General features: G+C 54.3%; 22 protein-coding genes and 1 riboswitch. Of the genes, 8 read left to right on the forward strand and 14 right to left on the reverse strand.

The window, feature by feature from the left end:
- Nucleotides 1–37 precede the first annotated feature (37 nt).
- The 9 genes from trmB to miaB form a co-directional block, all read right to left on the reverse strand.
- On the reverse strand, nucleotides 38–772 hold the full coding sequence (gene trmB, locus ABXG94_RS07035) for a tRNA (guanosine(46)-N7)-methyltransferase TrmB (protein ID WP_353533130.1): 735 nt from the start codon (nucleotides 770–772) through the stop codon (nucleotides 38–40).
- Between the two features lie 133 nt (nucleotides 773–905).
- Nucleotides 906–2,087 (reverse strand): methionine adenosyltransferase, encoded by a 1,182-nt coding sequence (gene metK / locus ABXG94_RS07040; protein ID WP_353533132.1) that lies wholly within the window; start codon nucleotides 2,085–2,087, stop codon nucleotides 906–908.
- 4 nt (nucleotides 2,088–2,091) lie between these two features.
- Nucleotides 2,092–2,140, reverse strand: a riboswitch (SAM-SAH riboswitch).
- Nucleotides 2,141–2,176: 36 nt separating this feature from the next.
- Entirely contained in the window at nucleotides 2,177–3,688 is a 1,512-nt protein-coding gene (gene lnt, locus ABXG94_RS07045) for an apolipoprotein N-acyltransferase (protein ID WP_353533133.1), read from the reverse strand.
- Complete coding sequence (locus tag ABXG94_RS07050; RefSeq protein WP_353533134.1) at nucleotides 3,675–4,571, reverse strand: hemolysin family protein; 897 nt, start codon at nucleotides 4,569–4,571, stop codon at nucleotides 3,675–3,677. The genes lnt and ABXG94_RS07050 overlap by 14 nt, the downstream gene beginning before the upstream one ends.
- Nucleotides 4,572–4,593: 22 nt before the next feature.
- Complete coding sequence (gene ybeY, locus ABXG94_RS07055) at nucleotides 4,594–5,094, reverse strand: rRNA maturation RNase YbeY (protein ID WP_353533135.1); 501 nt, start codon at nucleotides 5,092–5,094, stop codon at nucleotides 4,594–4,596.
- 64 nt (nucleotides 5,095–5,158) lie between these two features.
- Nucleotides 5,159–6,175 (reverse strand): PhoH family protein, encoded by a 1,017-nt coding sequence (locus ABXG94_RS07060; protein ID WP_353533137.1) that lies wholly within the window; start codon nucleotides 6,173–6,175, stop codon nucleotides 5,159–5,161.
- 157 nt (nucleotides 6,176–6,332) lie between these two features.
- Nucleotides 6,333–6,647 carry a hypothetical protein gene (locus tag ABXG94_RS07065; RefSeq protein ID WP_353533139.1) on the reverse strand — a complete coding sequence of 105 codons (315 nt, stop codon included), beginning with the start codon at nucleotides 6,645–6,647 and terminating at the stop codon, nucleotides 6,333–6,335.
- A 12-nt stretch (nucleotides 6,648–6,659) separates the two neighbouring features.
- Entirely contained in the window at nucleotides 6,660–7,241 is a 582-nt protein-coding gene (locus tag ABXG94_RS07070) for an OmpA family protein (protein ID WP_502901682.1), read from the reverse strand.
- A 197-nt stretch (nucleotides 7,242–7,438) separates the two neighbouring features.
- Nucleotides 7,439–8,761 carry a tRNA (N6-isopentenyl adenosine(37)-C2)-methylthiotransferase MiaB gene (gene miaB, locus ABXG94_RS07075; protein ID WP_353533142.1) on the reverse strand — a complete coding sequence of 441 codons (1,323 nt, stop codon included), beginning with the start codon at nucleotides 8,759–8,761 and terminating at the stop codon, nucleotides 7,439–7,441.
- Nucleotides 8,762–8,891: 130 nt separating this feature from the next.
- On the opposite strand from miaB, the gene ABXG94_RS07080 reads away from it, so the two are divergent.
- Nucleotides 8,892–9,761, forward strand: a complete 870-nt coding sequence (locus ABXG94_RS07080) for a hypothetical protein (RefSeq protein ID WP_353533144.1) — start codon at nucleotides 8,892–8,894, stop codon at nucleotides 9,759–9,761.
- A 51-nt stretch (nucleotides 9,762–9,812) separates the two neighbouring features.
- Entirely contained in the window at nucleotides 9,813–10,184 is a 372-nt protein-coding gene (locus ABXG94_RS07085; RefSeq protein WP_353533145.1) for a VOC family protein, read from the forward strand.
- A 35-nt stretch (nucleotides 10,185–10,219) separates the two neighbouring features.
- Here ABXG94_RS07085 and ABXG94_RS07090 read toward each other — a convergent pair whose 3' ends face one another.
- From ABXG94_RS07090 to irrA, 3 genes are all read right to left on the reverse strand, one after another.
- Nucleotides 10,220–10,471 carry a GDCCVxC domain-containing (seleno)protein gene (locus tag ABXG94_RS07090; RefSeq protein WP_502901683.1) on the reverse strand — a complete coding sequence of 84 codons (252 nt, stop codon included), beginning with the start codon at nucleotides 10,469–10,471 and terminating at the stop codon, nucleotides 10,220–10,222.
- 46 nt (nucleotides 10,472–10,517) lie between these two features.
- Nucleotides 10,518–10,940: a hypothetical protein gene (locus ABXG94_RS07095; RefSeq protein WP_353533147.1), complete on the reverse strand. Its 423-nt coding sequence runs from the start codon at nucleotides 10,938–10,940 to the stop codon at nucleotides 10,518–10,520.
- Nucleotides 10,941–11,409: 469 nt separating this feature from the next.
- Entirely contained in the window at nucleotides 11,410–11,826 is a 417-nt protein-coding gene (gene irrA / locus ABXG94_RS07100) for an iron response transcriptional regulator IrrA (protein WP_353533148.1), read from the reverse strand.
- Between the two features lie 168 nt (nucleotides 11,827–11,994).
- Between irrA and fabA the strand changes: the two genes are divergently transcribed.
- From fabA to ABXG94_RS07115, 3 genes are read left to right on the forward strand one after another with little or no spacing between them, the layout of a single operon-like run.
- A complete protein-coding gene (gene fabA, locus ABXG94_RS07105; RefSeq protein WP_353533149.1) occupies nucleotides 11,995–12,504 on the forward strand; it encodes a bifunctional 3-hydroxydecanoyl-ACP dehydratase/trans-2-decenoyl-ACP isomerase in 510 nt (169 codons plus the stop codon).
- A gap of 43 nt (nucleotides 12,505–12,547) precedes the next feature.
- On the forward strand, nucleotides 12,548–13,780 hold the full coding sequence (gene fabB / locus ABXG94_RS07110) for a beta-ketoacyl-ACP synthase I (RefSeq protein ID WP_353533150.1): 1,233 nt from the start codon (nucleotides 12,548–12,550) through the stop codon (nucleotides 13,778–13,780).
- A gap of 11 nt (nucleotides 13,781–13,791) precedes the next feature.
- Nucleotides 13,792–14,583 (forward strand): enoyl-ACP reductase FabI, encoded by a 792-nt coding sequence (locus ABXG94_RS07115; RefSeq protein WP_353533151.1) that lies wholly within the window; start codon nucleotides 13,792–13,794, stop codon nucleotides 14,581–14,583.
- Between the two features lie 82 nt (nucleotides 14,584–14,665).
- Here ABXG94_RS07115 and ABXG94_RS07120 read toward each other — a convergent pair whose 3' ends face one another.
- A complete protein-coding gene (locus ABXG94_RS07120) occupies nucleotides 14,666–14,983 on the reverse strand; it encodes a YciI family protein (protein ID WP_353533152.1) in 318 nt (105 codons plus the stop codon).
- Between the two features lie 88 nt (nucleotides 14,984–15,071).
- On the opposite strand from ABXG94_RS07120, the gene ABXG94_RS07125 reads away from it, so the two are divergent.
- Complete coding sequence (locus ABXG94_RS07125) at nucleotides 15,072–15,950, forward strand: LysR family transcriptional regulator (RefSeq protein WP_353533153.1); 879 nt, start codon at nucleotides 15,072–15,074, stop codon at nucleotides 15,948–15,950.
- Between the two features lie 82 nt (nucleotides 15,951–16,032).
- Here the strand turns inward: ABXG94_RS07125 and ABXG94_RS07130 are convergent, their stop codons facing one another.
- Entirely contained in the window at nucleotides 16,033–16,461 is a 429-nt protein-coding gene (locus tag ABXG94_RS07130; protein ID WP_353533154.1) for an FKBP-type peptidyl-prolyl cis-trans isomerase, read from the reverse strand.
- A gap of 135 nt (nucleotides 16,462–16,596) precedes the next feature.
- On the opposite strand from ABXG94_RS07130, the gene ABXG94_RS07135 reads away from it, so the two are divergent.
- Together ABXG94_RS07135 and ABXG94_RS07140 are read left to right on the forward strand one after the other, a co-directional pair.
- Nucleotides 16,597–17,283 carry a haloacid dehalogenase type II gene (locus ABXG94_RS07135; RefSeq protein WP_353533156.1) on the forward strand — a complete coding sequence of 229 codons (687 nt, stop codon included), beginning with the start codon at nucleotides 16,597–16,599 and terminating at the stop codon, nucleotides 17,281–17,283.
- On the forward strand, nucleotides 17,283–18,131 hold the full coding sequence (locus ABXG94_RS07140) for an alpha/beta fold hydrolase (protein WP_353533158.1): 849 nt from the start codon (nucleotides 17,283–17,285) through the stop codon (nucleotides 18,129–18,131). The genes ABXG94_RS07135 and ABXG94_RS07140 overlap by 1 nt, the downstream gene beginning before the upstream one ends.
- Nucleotides 18,132–18,172: the final 41 nt, after the last annotated feature.

Genomic DNA, 18,172 nt, shown 5'->3' on the forward strand with positions numbered 1-18,172 from the left:
CAAGTTTCACAGCGAGGGGCAGCGCCCCTGCGCCGCCTTAGCCTTTGCGCACAAACGTCAGATAATGCGGCGTGCGACCTTCGCGAAAGGCTTTCTGTTCATAGCGGGTTGAAATCCAATCATCCCAAGGCGTTTGCCAATCCCCCGGGCGCTCGGCCAACCAATCAAACCCTGCACGCGGCACCTCTTCCAAGGTCTGGCGCACATAGTCCTCGATATCCGTCGCCACCCGAAAAATCGCACCGGGCTTCAACACCCGTGCCAGCGGCTCCAAATGCTCCTGGGTGACAAACCGCCGACGATGATGCCGTTTCTTTGGCCACGGATCAGGATAGAGCAAAAACGCTTTTGAAATAGAGGCTTCGGGCAGAACATCAAACATATCGCGCGCATCCCCCGGATGCACTTTGATATTCCCTGCTCCGCTGTCGCGGATCTTGCCCAAAAGCATCGCCACCCCGTTGATATAGGGTTCACAACCAATGAAGCCAACATCGGGGTTTTGGCTGGCCTGATGCACCATGTGTTCGCCACCGCCAAAGCCAACCTCCAGCCAGACATCGCGATCCCCAAACAGCGCTTTCAAATCAATATTGTCACGCTTTGGGTTTTCCTCCCAGCCCACCTTGCCAGGTGCCAATTTGGCCAGATCTTCTTCCAGCCAAGCCTCTTGAGACTTGCGCAGCCCTTTGCCCTTAAAGCGGCCATAAAAATTGCGCCAAGGCGCGCCCGAAGGGTGCTGGTCAGGAGTATCAGAGCGATCGTCAGACATTGTGGTCTCTCATTTTGGATGGCGCCCATGTGCCGCAGGTCACCGCTTGGGTCAAGTCTCGTTGCGCCGACAACAAAAAGGGCGCGGCAATCCGAATTACCACGCCCCACTTAAAATCGGCAAAACCCTCTGATCAAACCGCCGCTTTCAACGCCTCGACCAAATCGGTCTGTTCCCAGCTAAAGCCGCCGTCCGCATCTGGTGTGCGGCCAAAATGGCCATAGGCGGCTGTGCGTTGATAAATCGGTTTGTTCAACTGGAGATGCTCGCGAATGCCGCGCGGTGTCAGATCCATGATCTGCCCAACCGCCGCTTCGATGGCCGCGTCGTCCACCTGCCCCGTGCCATAGGTGTCGGCATAGATCGACAGAGGCCTAGAGACGCCAATCGCATAGGACAGCTGAATGGTGCATTTGTCGGCCATGCCGGCGGCCACAACATTCTTTGCCAAATAGCGCGCCGCATAGGCCGCAGAGCGGTCCACTTTGGTCGGGTCTTTGCCAGAAAACGCACCGCCACCATGCGGGGCAGCGCCGCCATAGGTATCCACAATAATCTTGCGACCGGTCAGACCCGCGTCACCATCTGGCCCCCCAATGACAAATTTCCCCGTAGGATTCACATGCCATTCGGTCTCGGCGGTCAGCCACCCTTCTGGCAGAACTTCGGTGATATAGGGCGCAACAATGCCGCGTATGTCCTGGCTGGTCAGGCTTTCATCCAGGTGCTGCGTAGACAAGACCAACGACGAGACCCCCACAGGCTTGCCATTTTCATAACGCACCGAAAGTTGGGTTTTTGCGTCTGGCCCAAGCACCGTCTGTTCGCCGCTTTTGCGCACCTCGGCAAGACGCCGTAAAATGGCATGGGCATATTGGATCGGCGCAGGCATCAGATCCGGTGTTTCGCGGGTCGCATGTCCAAACATGATGCCCTGATCACCGGCCCCTTCTTCTTTGTCAGCGGTCGCATCTACACCCTGTGCAATATGCGCAGATTGCGCGTGCAAAAGATTGGTGATCTCAACCGTTTCGTGGTGAAACTTGTCTTGTTCATAGCCAATATCTTTGATGCAGGCGCGCACGATGCCGTCGACATTCTGCATATACTCTTGCAGCTTTGCTTGGTCAGACAGGCCAACTTCGCCGCCAATCACAACGCGATCTGTGGTGGCAAAGGTCTCGCAAGCCACGCGGGCTTCTGGCTCTTCTGCCAACAAAGCGTCAAGCACGGCATCAGAAATGCGGTCACACACTTTATCTGGATGGCCCTCCGAAACAGACTCGGAGGTGAAAACGTAATTCGATCTGGCCATGAATTGCTCCATTAGATTTCATCTGCCACGCCAGGAAGCCGTTGTGACAGTCATGATTGGCATCGACTTAGGGTGGCAACCGCCCCGGGTCAATTGCTATTGCGTCGCTTTCTGACCCAAAGGCCCAAGGAACTCAGCAAAAGTAACATAAATATCGGCAAATCGCCGGTTTCGGCATAAATCGTCTTTGGATTTGGCACCGGCAACAACACATCCAAATAACCAGCCTGGTTCAACGGCAAGGCCGCAACGATCTGCCCCTTGGCGTCAATCATCGCAGAAACACCGGTGTTGGCAGCCCGTACAAACGGCAGACCTTGTTCGATTGCCCGCATACGGGCCTGCGCCAAATGCTGATAAGGCCCCGAGAAATCGCCAAACCACGCATCGTTGGTGATTTGCAGCAAAAAATCAGGCCGATCGTCATAGCCAGCCACATCTTGGGCAAAAACTGCCTCATAACAAATCAACAACAGCGCCTTGCCCAGGCCCCCAAGATCCATTGTCTTGGGCCCCGGCCCGGCGGAAAACCCCTGCCCCTCGCTGGCAGCCAGTCCATGAATGCCAAACCGCGCAAGCAGCTCGCCAAACGGCAGATATTCGCCAAAGGGCACCAAATGGTGCTTGTCATAAATGTCTGCGATCTCGCCCGATGCATCCAGCAAAACAGCGGCATTAAACAGCCGTGCGCCTTGCAGTCGATTGGCCCCCACAATCACCGGCACTCCCTGGGCCGCCTCCGTCACCATACGCAATGGGGTCTCGGCGTAGTTCAAAGTATCGGGCAAGCTGGTTTCAGGCCACAGGATCAAATCAGGTCTTTTTGAACCGGTGGCGGTGTATTCCAAGCCGCGCTCAAAGAACACCCGCATATAGGCGATGTCCCATTTTTGATGCTGCGGCGCATTGGGCTGCACCAGCCGAATAACGGGCGCGTCTTTGGAAACCACTTGCGCCTGTGGTGCCATTGCAATCACGACAACGCCCAAAACCGCGCCCCCAGCAAAGCCCAGCCGCAGGGCACCCGTTTTCTGCATCACAGCCCAAAGCGCATAGGCCAGACCAAGCCAGATCACATTCAATCCATGTGCCCCAACCCAAGCTGCCCCTTGCCCCAATTGACTGTTTACCACCCCATAGGCCGGCATGCCCCAGGGAAATCCAGTAAAAACATAGGCGCGTGCCAGCTCTGCTAGGGGCAATGTTATAATAAGCGCGGCAACAGATCCAAAGCGCCGTGCTACACCAAAAGCTGCCGCCCAAAACAACGCCAATCCGCCCGCCATGAAAAGCAATGCAAAGGGGGCCATCCAGCCATGACGCTCAGGCTCGACCATAAATGGCGACACCAACCATTGCAGACCCAGCGCGAAATATCCCAACCCAAATGCCCAGCCAAACCAGGCAGCCCGCACCGCCAATTCCAGCCGCGACAACCAAGCCAAAGCGATCACAAATCCCAGCAATGACAGAAATGTCAGCTCAAATGGGGCCTGCCCAAGGCTGGCAATCGCCCCCAATGCAAGCGCCATGGCAAACCGTAAAAAACGCCCCAAACCTTTGGGACGCTCTAGGCTGTCCAGCGTTTTATTCAGCCACATGCGCCTGTGCTTCGGTCAACAAAACACGCAGGCGTTTGATGCGCCGGGGATCCGCATCAATGACCTCAAATTCCGTGCCATCCGGGTGCACCACCACTTCGCCACGGGCCGGCACCCGTCCTGCAAGCATAAAGACCAACCCGCCCAGCGTGTCGATTTCATCGTCGTCGATCTCTTCGCCGTCGGTCAAAGACCGGCCAATCACATGCTGGAACTCATCCAGCGGCGTTTTGGACCAGGCAAGATAACATCCCGGTGCCTCTTCGGTCCAAAGCGTCACTTCTTCCTGGTCATGCTCGTCTTCGATTTCGCCAACCACTTGCTCAATCAAATCCTCGATGGTCACCAAGCCGTCAACGCCGCCATATTCGTCAATCACCAGCGCCATGTGGCGACGCTCGGTCTGCATTTTTGTCAACAGAACGCCCAGCGGCATCGATGGTGGCACAAACAACAACGGGCGCAGCATTTGACGCAACGCAAACCGTCCGCCAGCGCCATTAAACCCATGTTTCAACGCCAGATCTTTAAGGTGAATAAATCCAATGGGCGTATCCAAAGTGCCGTCAAAAACCGGCAGGCGAGTAAACCCGCTTTCCCGGAATTGTTCGACCACCTCGGCGCGGCCCATGGTGGCCGAAATCGCAGTGATGTCCACTTTGGGCACAGCGACGTCCTCGACCCGCATACGGCGCAGGTTGATCATCCCATGTGTCGGGGTCTGGATCCGCTCTGCCTGTGGAACCGCCACGCCATTTGCCGCGTCTTCAGGGCTAATGGCCTCAATCAATCTTCGGAAAAATCCGCTTGATTTCTTTTTATCATGGGCCTCGAGCTGCGCGCTTTGCGCTGCGCTAGAGGACCCGTCGGTGCTGTCGCCCATCGTACCTTTCCAAATTGGGGGATTACCCCGTTATATCCCTATATGGGTCAGCCAGACCCATTTTGCCAAGTATCTGTGTTTCTATATCTTGCATCAAAGTGGCATCTTGGTCACGGATATGGTCATAGCCCAGCAAATGTAACACCCCGTGCACCAATAAATGTGTGACATGGTCTTGCATGGACTTGCCCAGTTCCGTGGCTTCGCGTGCGCAGGTCTCATAGGCAATGGCGATATCGCCCAGTTCGGTGTCGGGCCCTTTTGGCAATTCTGGCCGCGCACCGGGGTCTAGCGCCGCGCGTTCTTCGGAGGGCCAGGACAAGACATTGGTGGGTTTGGGCTTGTCGCGAAAATCGGCATTCAACCCTTGAATCCGCCCATCATCACAGGCCAATACGCTGATCTCCCAGTCTTGGGGCTGCAGACCAAGGTAGGTCAAGCTGGTATCTGCTGCCTGATCTGCCAGCGCCTGTATGCCAAGATCCTGCCAACGCGGGTCTTCAAAATTGATATCTATTGTCATTGCGCAAACGCATGGGGGCTGACAGCCCCCAAACCCCCGTGGGTATTTTCATCAAGCACAATTATTATGCTTCTTTGGAGTCCGCGTCATAGGCCTTGATGATCGCGGCCACAAGCGGATGTCGCACAACATCATCTGCGGTGAAGTAGTTAAAGCTGATGCCTTTGACATCTGACAACAGCCGTTCGGCATCGCGCAAGCCCGAAGTCACGCCACGCGGCAAATCCACCTGACTGCGATCACCGGTGATGGCCATGCGCGAGCCCTCGCCCAGACGGGTCAAAAACATCTTCATCTGCATGGTTGTGGCGTTTTGCGCTTCGTCCAGCACCACAAATGCATTAGCCAGGGTGCGGCCGCGCATAAAGGCCAAGGGTGCAATCTCGATGCGCTTTTCTTCCATCAATTTCGCCAATTGCTTGCCGGGCAAGAAGTCATTAAGCGCATCATAAAGCGGCTGCATATAGGGATCGACTTTGTCTTTCATGTCACCAGGCAGATAGCCCAGCTTTTCACCGGCTTCGACCGCTGGTCGCGACAGGATGATCTTGTCGACCTCTCCGCTGATGAACATGCTGACCGCCACGGCGACAGCCAGATAGGTTTTGCCGGTGCCCGCCGGGCCGATCCCAAAGGCCAATTCCTGTTGAAACAGGCTTTGCACATAGGCTTTTTGCGCGTCTGTTCGCGGCTCTACCAGTTTTTTGCGGGTTTTTATTTCAACCTTACCGCCCCGGAACAGCTCCATCTGATCGCCATCGCGGGTGCCGGTGTTTTTTTCCGAGCCACCCATGCGCAACTCGCGGTCCACATCCGCTTTTTCGACGGATTTACCAGTTTCAAGCCGTTCGTAAAGCGCGTGCAAAACCTCTGCGGCCTCAATCCGGGCTGGCTCTTCGCCCAGCAATGCCAATTGATTGCCGCGTCGGATGATCTGAACACTCAGCTTCTGCTCTATATCCGCCAAATTGCGGTCATATTCGCCACAAAGATCTATCAAAAGTCGATTATCAGGAAACTCGAGCAAATTTTCAGCAACGGTTTCGCTGGCGGGCGGTGGGGTCAGGGCGCTGGTGGCCAAATAAGTCTCCTAGGTTGAATGTGTCTGAGTCTTAGCGTGACAAGTTGTTGGTGCAAGTGCAAGTATTGACAGGTATAATTTCACGCAAGCGTTACAAAAATTGGCCACATGAATCCCATGTGGCCAACCTGCGTTGTACAATTTTTTAGCGTCTCGCTTACGCAGGATCGTTAAAGAATGTGCCAGCCTTATAGGCTCCTGTCGCTGTTGAAGGCGGTGCAATTGGGGCGCAGACTGGTTTGCCGTAGCGGTCAAGCCGCGCATCCATGTAGCCTTCGTTGCCATCATCGATGATCCAGTGGTGGCAGCCATTCGGATCAACCCAAACACCAGCAACCAATTGGCTTAAGTGCTTTTTGTCATAGCCGCCGTCCACAGTTTTATCGGTGATTTCACCACCGGATTCTTCGCTAAAACACCCCGCTAGGGCGGTGGCAGCTGCGAGTGCGGCAAAGAGTTTAACAACTTTCATGACCCAACTCCCTTAGCGGATACACATGATTTCGACACGCCGGTTTTCCGCCCGGCCTTTCGAAGAACGATTAGAAGCGCGTGGATTACGTTCGCCATAGGCGCGCACATCAGCAATATCTGCCCCGGCGCCTGCCCCAACTTTCGCAACCGCTGCGGCGCGGCGGAAACTCAAAGCCATATTGGCTTCGTCGCTGCCGCGATTGTCCGTATGCCCGGTGACAATATAGAATTGCGCATTGGCGCTCTTGAAGAATTCAGCGATCTTTTTGCGACCTGCTGCGCCCAGCGCGGAACTGCCAGAGGCAAAGAACTGATCAGAGTTCAATTCGCCACACAGATAGCCATCGCGGCAGACCGGCAGACCCTGACGTGTGAGATGCGGGCTCATATAGCCTTCGGCCCCATCATCCATCACCCAATGTTCACACCCATCCGGGTCAACCCAAATGGTTGGCACATAATCCTGTGCCCGAACGGTTTTTGTACCCTGTGAGAATGCCGCGCCAGTCAATGTGGTCAAGGTCAATGCTGCCACTGCAGCGCCTCCCACCATTTTGCGCGCGGTCGCAATAAATCTGTCCGCCACGATCATGTCCTCTGCTTGCCTCGTCTCCCGCGCTTCACTTGGCGACGGGTTATGCGAAGTCCTGTAATGGGCTTACTTTAGCAAATTTCTGGGGCATGTGAAGGATTAATCACAATATATGGTAGCCTGACCAAGGATAATCAGCGGTAGTGACTTTACAAGCACGCGCGCTGCCACAGCGCATGGGGCGGCGAATTACAGATCTAAACCAAAACGCCCGTCAATGAATTGGTCATGCTTTGCACAACCTTGACCCGCACGATTTCGCCGATCTGGTGATTTGCCGCATCCAAATGCACCGAATGAAGATACTCGGATTTGCCCACCATCTGACCTGGGTCGCGTCCCTGGCGTTCCAGCAACACAGAGACTTCGCGCCCTACCATCCGGTTTTGCACGTCGCGCTGCTGTTGGGTCAAAAGCGCTTGCAAGCGCTGCAAACGATCGGTTGCTTCTGCGTCATCCACCAGAGGGCGCTCTGCCGCCGGGGTGCCCGGACGGGTGGAATATTTAAACGAATAGGCTTGGCCGTATTCCACCGCTTTGATCAAATCCAGCGTGGCTTGAAAATCTGCTTCGGTTTCTTCGGGAAAGCCCACGATGAAATCGCCGGACAGCAAGATATCAGGTCGCGCCGCACGAATACGTTCAATCACCCGCAAATAGCTTTCGGCCGTATGGCTGCGATTCATGCGTTTTAAAATCTTGTCGCTGCCAGATTGCACGGGCAAATGCAGATAAGGCATCAGCTTTGAACAGGTGCCATGGGCTTCGATTAGATCTTCTTGCATGTCATTTGGATGGCTTGTGGTGAAGCGAATACGTTCTAATCCGTCCACCTTATCCAACTGCCAGATCAAATCGGCCAGAGTCTTGCTGCCACCATCGCCCCCTGCCCCATGATAGGCATTCACGTTTTGCCCCAGCAATGTGATTTCTCGCACGCCGCGTTCTACCAAATCGCGCGCTTCGGTCAAAATCCGATCCACCGGCCGTGACACTTCGGCCCCACGGGTATAGGGCACAACGCAAAAGGCGCAGAACTTGTCACAGCCTTCTTGCACGGTCAAAAATGCCGCCGGGGCACGTTTGGCCTTTGGGCGCGATTTCAGTTTTTCGAATTTGTCTTCTTCTGGAAAATCCGTATCCAGCGCCCGCGCGCCACTGCGGATCTTTTCTTCCATCTCAGGCAGCCGATGATAGGCTTGTGGCCCTACCACCAAATCCACCGCGGGCTGACGCCGCATGATCTCTTCGCCCTCGGCCTGCGCCACACAGCCCGCAACGCCAATTTTCAAATTCGGGCGGTCGGTCTTAAGCGCCTTCATGCGCCCCAGTTCTGAATAGACTTTTTCGGCCGCTTTTTCGCGAATATGGCAGGTATTCAGCAGGATCATATCCGCGTCTTCCGCAGTTTCCGTGGCCTCATAGCCCGCGCCACCCATGGCTTCGGCCATGCGCTCGCTGTCATAGACATTCATCTGGCACCCATAGGTCTTGATGAAAAGTTTTTTGGTCTCGGCCATGGTCCTGCCCCTTGGAAATCAGGCTGCGGTTTCAAGCCGCTGTCTTACATCAGTTTTGCACTGGCTTGCAATGCACGACAATTTAACCGAGTCTATGTAAAAAACACCAAATCAGAGCAGTGGTAAGATCATGAGTTTCGCGTCGTTTGAACATCTACAGACCTCCAAAGAAACCTTGGATACCAAGGGGCCCTTGGCGCTGATTTTTGTCGAGGATGAAGTCGAAATAAACTCGACTCTGCGCCACCATATTGCCTTGGGTTTTAAACAGGTTGTCGCCTTTATGCCCAAAGGCTTCAAAATGCATTACGAGCTCGAAGAAGACATTCTGCGGGTGGATATGGAAAACACCACGGGACAGGCGATGATCGATATGGTCAATAAAGTGGCCCAGGCCGTGCCCGGTGCATGGATCTATTACTGCTTTAACGCCGAATATCTGATGTACCCGTTTTGCGAATCTCGCACCGTTGGCGAATTGCTGTCCTTTCATAACGAAGAGCGGCGGCGCGGCATGCTCAGCTATGTGGTTGATCTTTACGCCTCTGACTTGGCTACCCACAAAGACGCGGTGTCTATCGAAAACGCGCTGATCGACAAAACCGGTTATTACGCTTTGGGCCGCAATGACCCAGACAATCACAACCACCCAAAAGAACGGCAATTGAATTTTTACGGCGGTCTTCGGTGGCGCTTTGAAGAACACGTGCCCAAAGACAAACGCAAGATCGACCGCATTTCGATTTTCAAGGCCACGCCGGGCGTTAGCCTGCGCGATGATTTCACTTTGACAGACGAGGAATTCAACACCTTCGCCTGCGAATGGCACAACAACATCACCGCCGCCGTGTGTTCGTTCCGCACGGCAAAAGCCCTGAAAACCAACCCCGGCAGCACCTTTGATATTCCCAGCTTTAAATGGCACAATTCCGTGCCGTTTGAATGGCACAGCCGGCAATTGCTGGAATTGGGGCTGATGGAACCGGGGCAATGGTTTTAGGCACCCACCACCCCCTTTTCGCCCCCCTTTTGAAACTTCAGGAGCACTATTTTGATTGGCTACGTCACGATTGGCACCAATAATTTTGATGCCGCGCTTGCGTTTTATGATGCTCTGTTTGCGACCATTGGCATCAACCGCCTGTGGAAGCACGGCCAGATGGCCGCTTGGGGGCCTTCCAGAGAGGCCCCGGCCTTCTGTATCACATCACCCTTTGATGGCGCCGCCGCAACCAAAGGCAATGGCAGTATGATCGCGCTCAAAATGGCGGACAAAGCACAGGTCGAAGCAATGCATGCGAAATGCCTTGCCCTGGGCGGCAGTTGCGAGGGTGCCCCTGGCCCGCGCGGCGAACATGGGTTTTATGGCGGATATTTTCGCGATCCAGAAGGCAATAAACTCAACGCCTACATTCCCGGCTAGATCATCTGGCACAGAGTAAAAGCGTCAAACGCCCCTCACCCGCAACATGCCCCGCCTTGTTGGATAGGCGGGCACGGCACGGTGGCATAGGAACAAAACACACAGCAGTCACCCTCTAAAGGTTTCAGAACGGTGTGGCAGGATTTGCATTCGTAAAACCACTGACAGGCATCGGTTGGCATTGTCTCAACCGCGACGTGACCACAAGACGGACAGGTCAGTGCTGACCTTAGTTCAATCTTTGTAATCTCATCACCCATGTCTTGGCTCCATGGCAAAGGCGTCATCAAAAGTCATTCGCCGCCAAATTGCTTATTCGACGGCGAACGCTGGTTATGTTTTCTTATTAAGAGCTTTTTGGCAAGCGTCTGCCAACTCTCTATCCGGCTTTTCGGCACCAAGTGGCGTCGCCCATCCAGCTTTCTCGACAACGCCACGACGTTGAAAAGAACTGGCTTTATCAAGCTCCAACATCACATCAGCGGACATTGGGTCGTCTTTCGAGTTTTGAACACAATAAGGCGTTAGCGCCATAGCGACAGCTGCCCGAGAGTCTAGTTTCGACAATTGCATTGCTGAACCGCCGGTTACCCAACCACCCCAGTTAAAACCAACGATTGCCAGAGCAATGGCACCTGCACCCGCGCCCATGAGGGCAGGTTTCGTCCATTCTGGAATTTGCATATTAAAACCGATCTGTATGAGGGAAAACACGCATGATTGCGCGCTTAACCATTGATAACACACAATTCCCAATATTGGGCATGCTTAATGCCAAAGAACCAATTCAACCAAACACCAACTGACGTAGCTTATATTGCCTCAAGGCAAAAAAAGCTCTACACCATAGATATCAGAACGCCGGGTCCACGGCGCTGATAACAAGAAAGTTCTTACATTAATGACGCTTATGACGTTTGCTGCCTACGAGCAGCCGATGAAATGGGTCGCTTTTGTTCTGGGACTGGGCAGCGCTATTTGCGTGGTTCAGGGCTGGCAACTCGCGGCCATGCTTTGCAGTCTGCCATTTTGCCTTATTTGGGTTTATTGCGGCTGGTTGCGCAGCGAGCCACAATTAAAATACATCAATGTATTGTTCACCGGGGTCTATATTTACGGCCTCACCCGATATTGGCTCTTAAGCAGCTAAGAAACAGCGCGGTGCCTATTTGGGGCCGCGCGTCACGCTGAGCACTTACAATCAGATTAGCCTAGCCGTCGTGCCCTATTTGCGCCGCAGACGAATAACCACATCTACCTTGGAAATCTCTGCCCCCTCTGGAGCGTCTGGCAAGGCCACAATATTCAGCTGATCCGCCGGCGCATCTGTCAAGATGCGATCATCTTCCCAATAAAAATGTGGGTGGTCCGCAATATTGGTGTCAAAATAGCTTTTAGAGCCATCCACCGTGATTTCCTGCATGAGCCCCGCATCACAAAAGGCCCGCAGAGTATTATAGACCGTGGCCAAAGAAACGCTTTCACCCTCTTTGCACACATCGGCAAACAGACTTTCTGCAGTGACATGCCGGTCCAGCCCATCGCCCACCAAAAGCGATGCCAAGGCCACGCGTTGACGCGTCGGGCGTACGCCACTTTGGGTCAACCATCGGGTACCGACTATTTGGGATTGTGCTGTCATTTTGGCCTGTCGCTTGTCTCTGATACGACCCTAGGCAGATTCCGCGCGGAATTCAATTCAAATCCATGTGCCACCCCCGGCGCAAACCCAGCCTCCAGCCCTTGCAGGACACACGATCTGGGTGATAGAGGAGGGTAAGAACACAACATGACAAGGGGGCGCGCCTGCATGGCCGATTATCCAACCAGCTTCGACAAAGACGGACTTCTGAAATGCGCGCGCGGCGAATTATTTGGACCCGGCAATGCGCAACTGCCCGCTCCTCCGATGTTGATGATGGATCGTATCAGCGAAATCTCGGCTGACGGCGGCGCGCATGGCAAAGGTCATGTGTTGGCAGAATTCGATATCACGCCCGACCTTTGGTTCTTTGAATGCCACTTCCCCGGCAATCCAATCATGCCCGGCTGTCTGGGTCTGGATGGCCTTTGGCAGTTGACCGGTTTCAACCTGGGCTGGCGCGGCTGGCAGGGCCGCGGCTATGCGCTGGGTGTGGGCGAAGTCAAACTCAAAAGCATGGTGCGTCCGGAAAACAAACTGCTGACTTATGAAATCGACTTCACCAAAGCCATCCAAACCCGTCGCCTGACGATGGGTGTTGCGGATGGTGTTGTGAAAATCGACGGCGAAGTCGCCTATGAAGTCAAAGACATGAAAGTCGCCCTTTCAGAAAGCTAAGCCCTCCCCGACGAACATCGCGGCCAAAATCAGGAGAACGCATATGCGTCGAGTAGTTGTCACCGGTTTGGGCATCGTGTCCTCAATCGGCAATAATGCAGAAGAAGTCACCACCGCGCTGCGCGCAGGTAAATCTGGCATCGAAGCCAGCCCCGAGATGATCGAACATGGCTTTCGCAGCCGTGTTGCGGGCACGTTGAAAATCAACACTGCTGATCACATCGACAAACGCACGTTGCGTTTCATGGGAGACGGCGCGGCCTATGCCCATATCGCGATGCAACAAGCGATTGCGGACTCTGGCCTTGCCGAGGATCAGATTGTCAACGAACGCACGGGCCTTGTGGCTGGCTCTGGTGGCCCGTCCACATCTGCCATGCTGACCGCACATCAAACTGTTGCCAAAACCGGGGCGACCAAACGCATCGGGCCATTCGCCGTGCCAAAATGCATGAGCTCGACGATATCAGCAAACCTGGCAACTGCCTTTAAAATCAAAGGCATCAACTACTCGATTACGTCTGCCTGCTCGACATCTTTGCACTGTATCGGCAACGCCGCCGAACAGATCATGATGGGCAAACAAGACGTGATGTTTGCCGGTGGCGGCGAGGAACTCGACTGGACTCTGTCCTGCCTGTTTGACGCCATGGGCGCCATGAGCAGCAAGAAAAACGACGAGCCCACCAAAGCCTCCCGCGCATTTGATCAAGACCGCGATGGGTTTGTCATCACCGGCGGCGGCGGCATTGTTGTGCTCGAAGATCTAGAGCACGCCAAAGCGCGTGGCGCAAAAATCTATGCCGAAGTCACAGGCTTTGCAGCCACATCCGACGGCCACGACATGGTGGCCCCTTCTGGTGAGGGCGGCGAACGCGCCATGCGTCTTGCTCTGCAAACCCTGCCAGAGGGCCGCAAGGTCAGCTACATCAACGCCCATGGCACATCTACGCCCGTTGGCGACGTTGGCGAAGTCGAGGCTGTCCGCCGCGTCTTTGGCGAAGGCAACACGCCTCCGATCAGTTCAACCAAATCCATGACCGGTCACGGCCAGGGTGCGGCTGGCGCGATGGAAGCCATCTTTTGCCTGTTGATGCTTGAAAATGACTTCATCACCAGATCCATCAACGTTGATACGCTTGCAGAAGGCATCAACGAGGGTGAAATCGCCCGCGAACACGTCGAAAACGCCGGTCTTGATAGCGTGATGACCAACAGCTTTGGTTTTGGCGGCACCAACGGATCAATGATCCTGTCTAAATACAACGGCGAATGAGGGAGACCCACATGTCGGATCAACTAAAGGGCAAACGCGGCCTGATTATGGGCGTTGCCAACGAACGTTCCATCGCTTGGGGTATTGCCAAAGCCATGTCCGAAGCCGGTGCAGAGCTGGCGTTTTCTTACCAGGGCGACGCCTTTGGCAAGCGCCTGGCACCTCTGGCCGAACGGGTTGGCAGCGATCTGATGGTTGACGTTGATGTCACCGACGACGCCTCGCTGGACGCGGCGTTTGCAGCGCTGAAAGCGCGTTGGGACAGCATCGATTTTGTGGTGCACGCCATCGCCTTCTCCGACAAAAACGAGCTGACAGGCCGTTTCCTTGACACAAGCCGGGCAAATTTCAAAAACTCGCTCGATATCTCGGCCTATAGCTTTATCGAAGTGGCGCGCCGCGCCTATCCCATGATGAAAGACAATGGCGGCACCTTGCTGACATTGACCTATCAGGGCTCTAATCGCGTCACCCCCTATTATAATGTGATGGGGGTCGCCAAAGCCGCACTCGAGGCCACCACCCGCTATTTGGCCAATGATCTTGGTCCGGACGGCATCCGTGTGAACGCTATTTCACCCGGCCCCATGAAAACCCTGGCTGGGGCAGCCATCGGTGGCGCACGCAAGACCTATCGTCAAACCGAAACCAACGCCCCCCTGCGCTCAAACGCAACGCTCGAAGCCGTGGGCGGCACAGCCGTCTATCTGGCTTCGGACGCCGGGGCCTGTACCACAGGTGAGATTCTGCGGGTTGATGGCGGGTATCACGTGCTGGGCATGCCGCAGCCGGAAAACCTGTAAACCGACCCAACCGCAAACAAATAAGGGCCCTGCACCGCAGGGCCCTTCGCGTTTTCAGAGAGGTCAAAACGCGCTATAATTCTTAGGCAAACGCCGGTTCTGCCTGGGCGATCCGGGCCCCATTTGCAAAAACCTGACGCCACTTCATAATCTGAAACGACTTGCGCAGCCCCGTGGGCCAAAACGGGTCTTCCCGCACATAGCGCGCCACCTCGTCTTCATCCTCTGCGGTCAACACCCACAGATCGCCCCGCCCAATATCATCTGCATCCGTCAGCCCCCCAACCGCAGAAATGCGATCGGCGTTTTTTTCCAAATAGGCCAGATGCAGGGGAAGATAACTCAGACGCGTACAAAGATCAGTCTCTGGATTGTCTTCAAATAGAACCACATATTTCACGGTGCACCCTCCCTGTTCCGTCACGAAATTTTATAACACAGCAAAATAGCAGGTTGCCCCAGCAAATTAGCCAAGTTAATCTGCAAAAATGCAGGATCATGATTGGAACGACCTCAGATACCTCCTGGCGATACACCGCACCGGCTCTTTTACCGAGGCAGGCCGCAAGGCCGGTGTCAGCGAAACCACCGTTTCCCGACGCATCGCAGCCCTAGAACGCAAGCTTGATGTCAAGCTCATCCAAAAGGGCGGAGACAACGGCTATGAACTGTCAAATATCGGCCTGACAATCCTCGAACACGCCGAAATCATCGAACAGCAAAACACCGAGATCCAGGAACTTTCGGGCAGCGCTGGCCTGTCCACAAGCGGCACCGTGCGCGTCAGTGCCGTGCCTCTGGTCATCAATCGCATTCTAGTACCTGAATTAACGCGCATTCAAAGGCGTCATCCCAATATCACCATCGAACTGGTGCCCGAGACCCGAAATATCGATCTGACAAAACGCGAAGCAGATCTTGCGATCCGTTTGGCGCGTCCGGTAGCTGGCGGGCTGAAAACCACCGCGCGCAAGATCGGGCAATTGCACTATGCTATTTTTGGCCCGGAACAAACCACCAGCGACAAATCTGACACCTCAGCCTGGATCGGTTACGACGATTCCCAAGCCACCTTCCCTCAGGCCATCTGGCTAAATGCCGCCATCGCGCAAAGTCCCCAAGGGGCTTCTTCGCTGACCGTGCTGGATGCAACCACCGCCTTCGAAGCCGTCGCCGCCGGCATCGGCAAAACCATTTTGCCAAGACGCGTCGCCGCGATGGACCGTCGGCTGCGCGAACTGGTGCGCCCCAAAGGTCTGCCCCCCCTGCCCAAGCGTGACGTCTGGCTGCTCTCGCACAGCAGCCAATCAGCCAATGCCGCCATCAATGCGGTTAAAGAATGGTTAGCAGACATCAAATGGCAATAGGGCGCGACCCATGCCACGCCCTACTCGAATCGTACGTTTCAAGCTCTGAAACGTACAAATTGTACAATTAACGAAAGATGACCTAGGCGATCGCAACCAGCTCCAAAGCAAAGGTCAGATCCTTGCCCGCGAGCTCGTGGTTGGCGTCCAAAGTCACGGCTTCATCCGTGATATTCATCACCTTTACCGGGATAACTTGGCCATCCGGGCCCTGCATTTGCAGCATCAGACCCACTTCCAACGGGATTTCTGCTGGGATCTGTTCGCGTGGCACATCTTGGATCATTCCCTCGTGGGATGGGCCATATGCGTCGGCACAAGGGATGTTGACGGTTTTCTTTTCTCCAACCGTCATACCGGTCACACCATCGTCAAAGCCCTTGATAACTTGGCCAGATCCCAAAGTGAACGCCAATGGATCACGCCCTTCAGAGCTGTCAAAAACACTTCCGTCGCTCAATGTGCCAGTGTAGTGAATTTGAACGTTATCGCCAGACTTTGCAGCCGTCATGAATTTTCCAATCTTAGTTTTCGCCCTGATCGTCAAAGCGGTCGCTTGGCAACTTAGAGTTTGACGTTAGGAATGGCAAACCGATCAATTGACTTTACCCGATGCCTGCGCATTCTGGTCGCGTGGAGGACACCGATGTCGATTACAACCTGCATTTTTGACGCCTATGGAACGCTGTTTGATGTTTCCGCCGCCGCCCGCCAAGCCGCTGCAGAGCCAGAGCACGCTGCCTTTGCAACCCATTGGGACAAGGTTTCAGCCGACTGGCGCAACAAGCAGCTTCAGTACACCTGGCTGCGGGCCATCACCCACAATCACACGGATTTTTGGCAGGTGACACAAGAGGCTCTGGATTGGTCACTGCAAGCCTCTGGGCTTGAAAACGACACAGATTTGCGCCGCCGCCTGTTGCAGCTTTATTGGGAGTTATCCGCATATCCGGAAGTGCCGGAAATGCTAAAAACTCTTAAATCTCAAGGACTTAATACCGGAATTCTGTCCAATGGATCACCCGATATGTTGGATGGTGCCGTGAAAAGCGCGGGCCTTTCTACTTGGTTGGATGACGTTCTAAGCGTTGAATCCGTGGGCGTGTTTAAGCCCGACAGCCGGGTTTATGATTTGGTCCTCAAGCGTTTCAACTGTACTGCGGACGAGGTGCTGTTTGTGTCTTCCAATGGCTGGGATGTTGCTGGCGCATCTGGGTTTGGTTTCCAAACTGTCTGGGTTAATCGTGCCGCCGAACCGGTGGACTGCCTGCCCCATGGCCCGGACCATCAACTGAAAAACTTGACTGAAATAACTAAAATTGCAGGTATTTAATGCCCCATTTTGAAACATCCGACGGCCTGACGCTTTATTATTCTGACGAAGGCCAGGGAATTCCCATTCTTTGCCTTGCCGGATTAACCAGAAACTCTAGTGATTTCAGTTATATAAATGGAAAACTGGGCGAAGTCCGTTTGTTAAAAATGGATTATCGTGGCCGTGGAAAATCTGATTGGGCCAAAGATTTCACCACCTATAACATCCCACGCGAAAGCCAAGATGCGCTGGAGCTTATGGATTTTCTGGGAATAAAGAAATTCGCAATTATCGGTACCTCCCGCGGCGGCCTCTGCGCCATCACCATCGGGGCCATGGCCCCGGATCGCCTGCTTGGCGTGGCGTTTAATGACATCGGCCCTGATCTAAATCTGGAGGGCTTAAAAGTCATCATGAATTACATCGGCCAAAACCCACCTTGGCAAACCATGGCGCAAGCCACAGAGGCAAGACACAGCGTCATGGCCGGTTTTGAAAACGTGCCGCAAAGTCGCTGGCGCGAAGAAGTCGAGAAGTTTTATCACCAAACAGAGAAAGGATTGGTGATCAACTATGACCCCAAATTGCGCGATAGCGTGCTGGCTGTACCTTTAGACTCTGCTCCAGATTTATGGCCTTTTTTCAAGGCACTATCGAACCTTCCTCTTGCGGTTTTACGCGGTGAAAATTCTGATTTGCTTGCGGCAGATACATTCCAAAAGATGCGCATTGCCTTGCCTCAAGCGATTATGGCCACCGTTAAAGATCGGGGTCACGTCCCGTTTTTGGACGAACCGGAATCCTTAGAAACCCTGCAAAACTGGGTCACACAGCTTGAGCAGGCCCCTCAAAATCAAGGCGCTTGATCAGAAGGTTGGGTTTGAAATACTTGGAAATACGGGGGCTC

The sequence above is a fragment of the Cognatishimia sp. WU-CL00825 genome, assembly GCF_040364665.1.
Classification (GTDB): domain Bacteria; phylum Pseudomonadota; class Alphaproteobacteria; order Rhodobacterales; family Rhodobacteraceae; genus Cognatishimia.

What these genes read in the sequence shown, in the direction of transcription:
- trmB (WP_353533130.1), bottom strand. Translation starts at nt 772, where the DNA reads ATGTCTGACGATCGCTCTGATACTCCTGACCAGCACCCTTCGGGCGCG.
- metK (WP_353533132.1), bottom strand. Translation starts at nt 2,087, where the DNA reads ATGGCCAGATCGAATTACGTTTTCACCTCCGAGTCTGTTTCGGAGGGC.
- lnt (WP_353533133.1), bottom strand. Translation starts at nt 3,688, where the DNA reads ATGTGGCTGAATAAAACGCTGGACAGCCTAGAGCGTCCCAAAGGTTTG.
- ABXG94_RS07050 (WP_353533134.1), bottom strand. Translation starts at nt 4,571, where the DNA reads ATGGGCGACAGCACCGACGGGTCCTCTAGCGCAGCGCAAAGCGCGCAG.
- ybeY (WP_353533135.1), bottom strand. Translation starts at nt 5,094, where the DNA reads ATGACAATAGATATCAATTTTGAAGACCCGCGTTGGCAGGATCTTGGC.
- ABXG94_RS07065 (WP_353533139.1), bottom strand. Translation starts at nt 6,647, where the DNA reads ATGAAAGTTGTTAAACTCTTTGCCGCACTCGCAGCTGCCACCGCCCTA.
- ABXG94_RS07070 (WP_502901682.1), bottom strand. Translation starts at nt 7,241, where the DNA reads ATGATCGTGGCGGACAGATTTATTGCGACCGCGCGCAAAATGGTGGGA.
- miaB (WP_353533142.1), bottom strand. Translation starts at nt 8,761, where the DNA reads ATGGCCGAGACCAAAAAACTTTTCATCAAGACCTATGGGTGCCAGATG.
- ABXG94_RS07080 (WP_353533144.1), top strand. Translation starts at nt 8,892, where the DNA reads ATGAGTTTCGCGTCGTTTGAACATCTACAGACCTCCAAAGAAACCTTG.
- ABXG94_RS07090 (WP_502901683.1), bottom strand. Translation starts at nt 10,471, where the DNA reads ATGACGCCTTTGCCATGGAGCCAAGACATGGGTGATGAGATTACAAAG.
- irrA (WP_353533148.1), bottom strand. Translation starts at nt 11,826, where the DNA reads ATGACAGCACAATCCCAAATAGTCGGTACCCGATGGTTGACCCAAAGT.
- fabA (WP_353533149.1), top strand. Translation starts at nt 11,995, where the DNA reads ATGGCCGATTATCCAACCAGCTTCGACAAAGACGGACTTCTGAAATGC.
- fabB (WP_353533150.1), top strand. Translation starts at nt 12,548, where the DNA reads ATGCGTCGAGTAGTTGTCACCGGTTTGGGCATCGTGTCCTCAATCGGC.
- ABXG94_RS07115 (WP_353533151.1), top strand. Translation starts at nt 13,792, where the DNA reads ATGTCGGATCAACTAAAGGGCAAACGCGGCCTGATTATGGGCGTTGCC.
- ABXG94_RS07125 (WP_353533153.1), top strand. Translation starts at nt 15,072, where the DNA reads ATGCAGGATCATGATTGGAACGACCTCAGATACCTCCTGGCGATACAC.
- ABXG94_RS07130 (WP_353533154.1), bottom strand. Translation starts at nt 16,461, where the DNA reads ATGACGGCTGCAAAGTCTGGCGATAACGTTCAAATTCACTACACTGGC.
- ABXG94_RS07135 (WP_353533156.1), top strand. Translation starts at nt 16,597, where the DNA reads ATGTCGATTACAACCTGCATTTTTGACGCCTATGGAACGCTGTTTGAT.
- ABXG94_RS07140 (WP_353533158.1), top strand. Translation starts at nt 17,283, where the DNA reads ATGCCCCATTTTGAAACATCCGACGGCCTGACGCTTTATTATTCTGAC.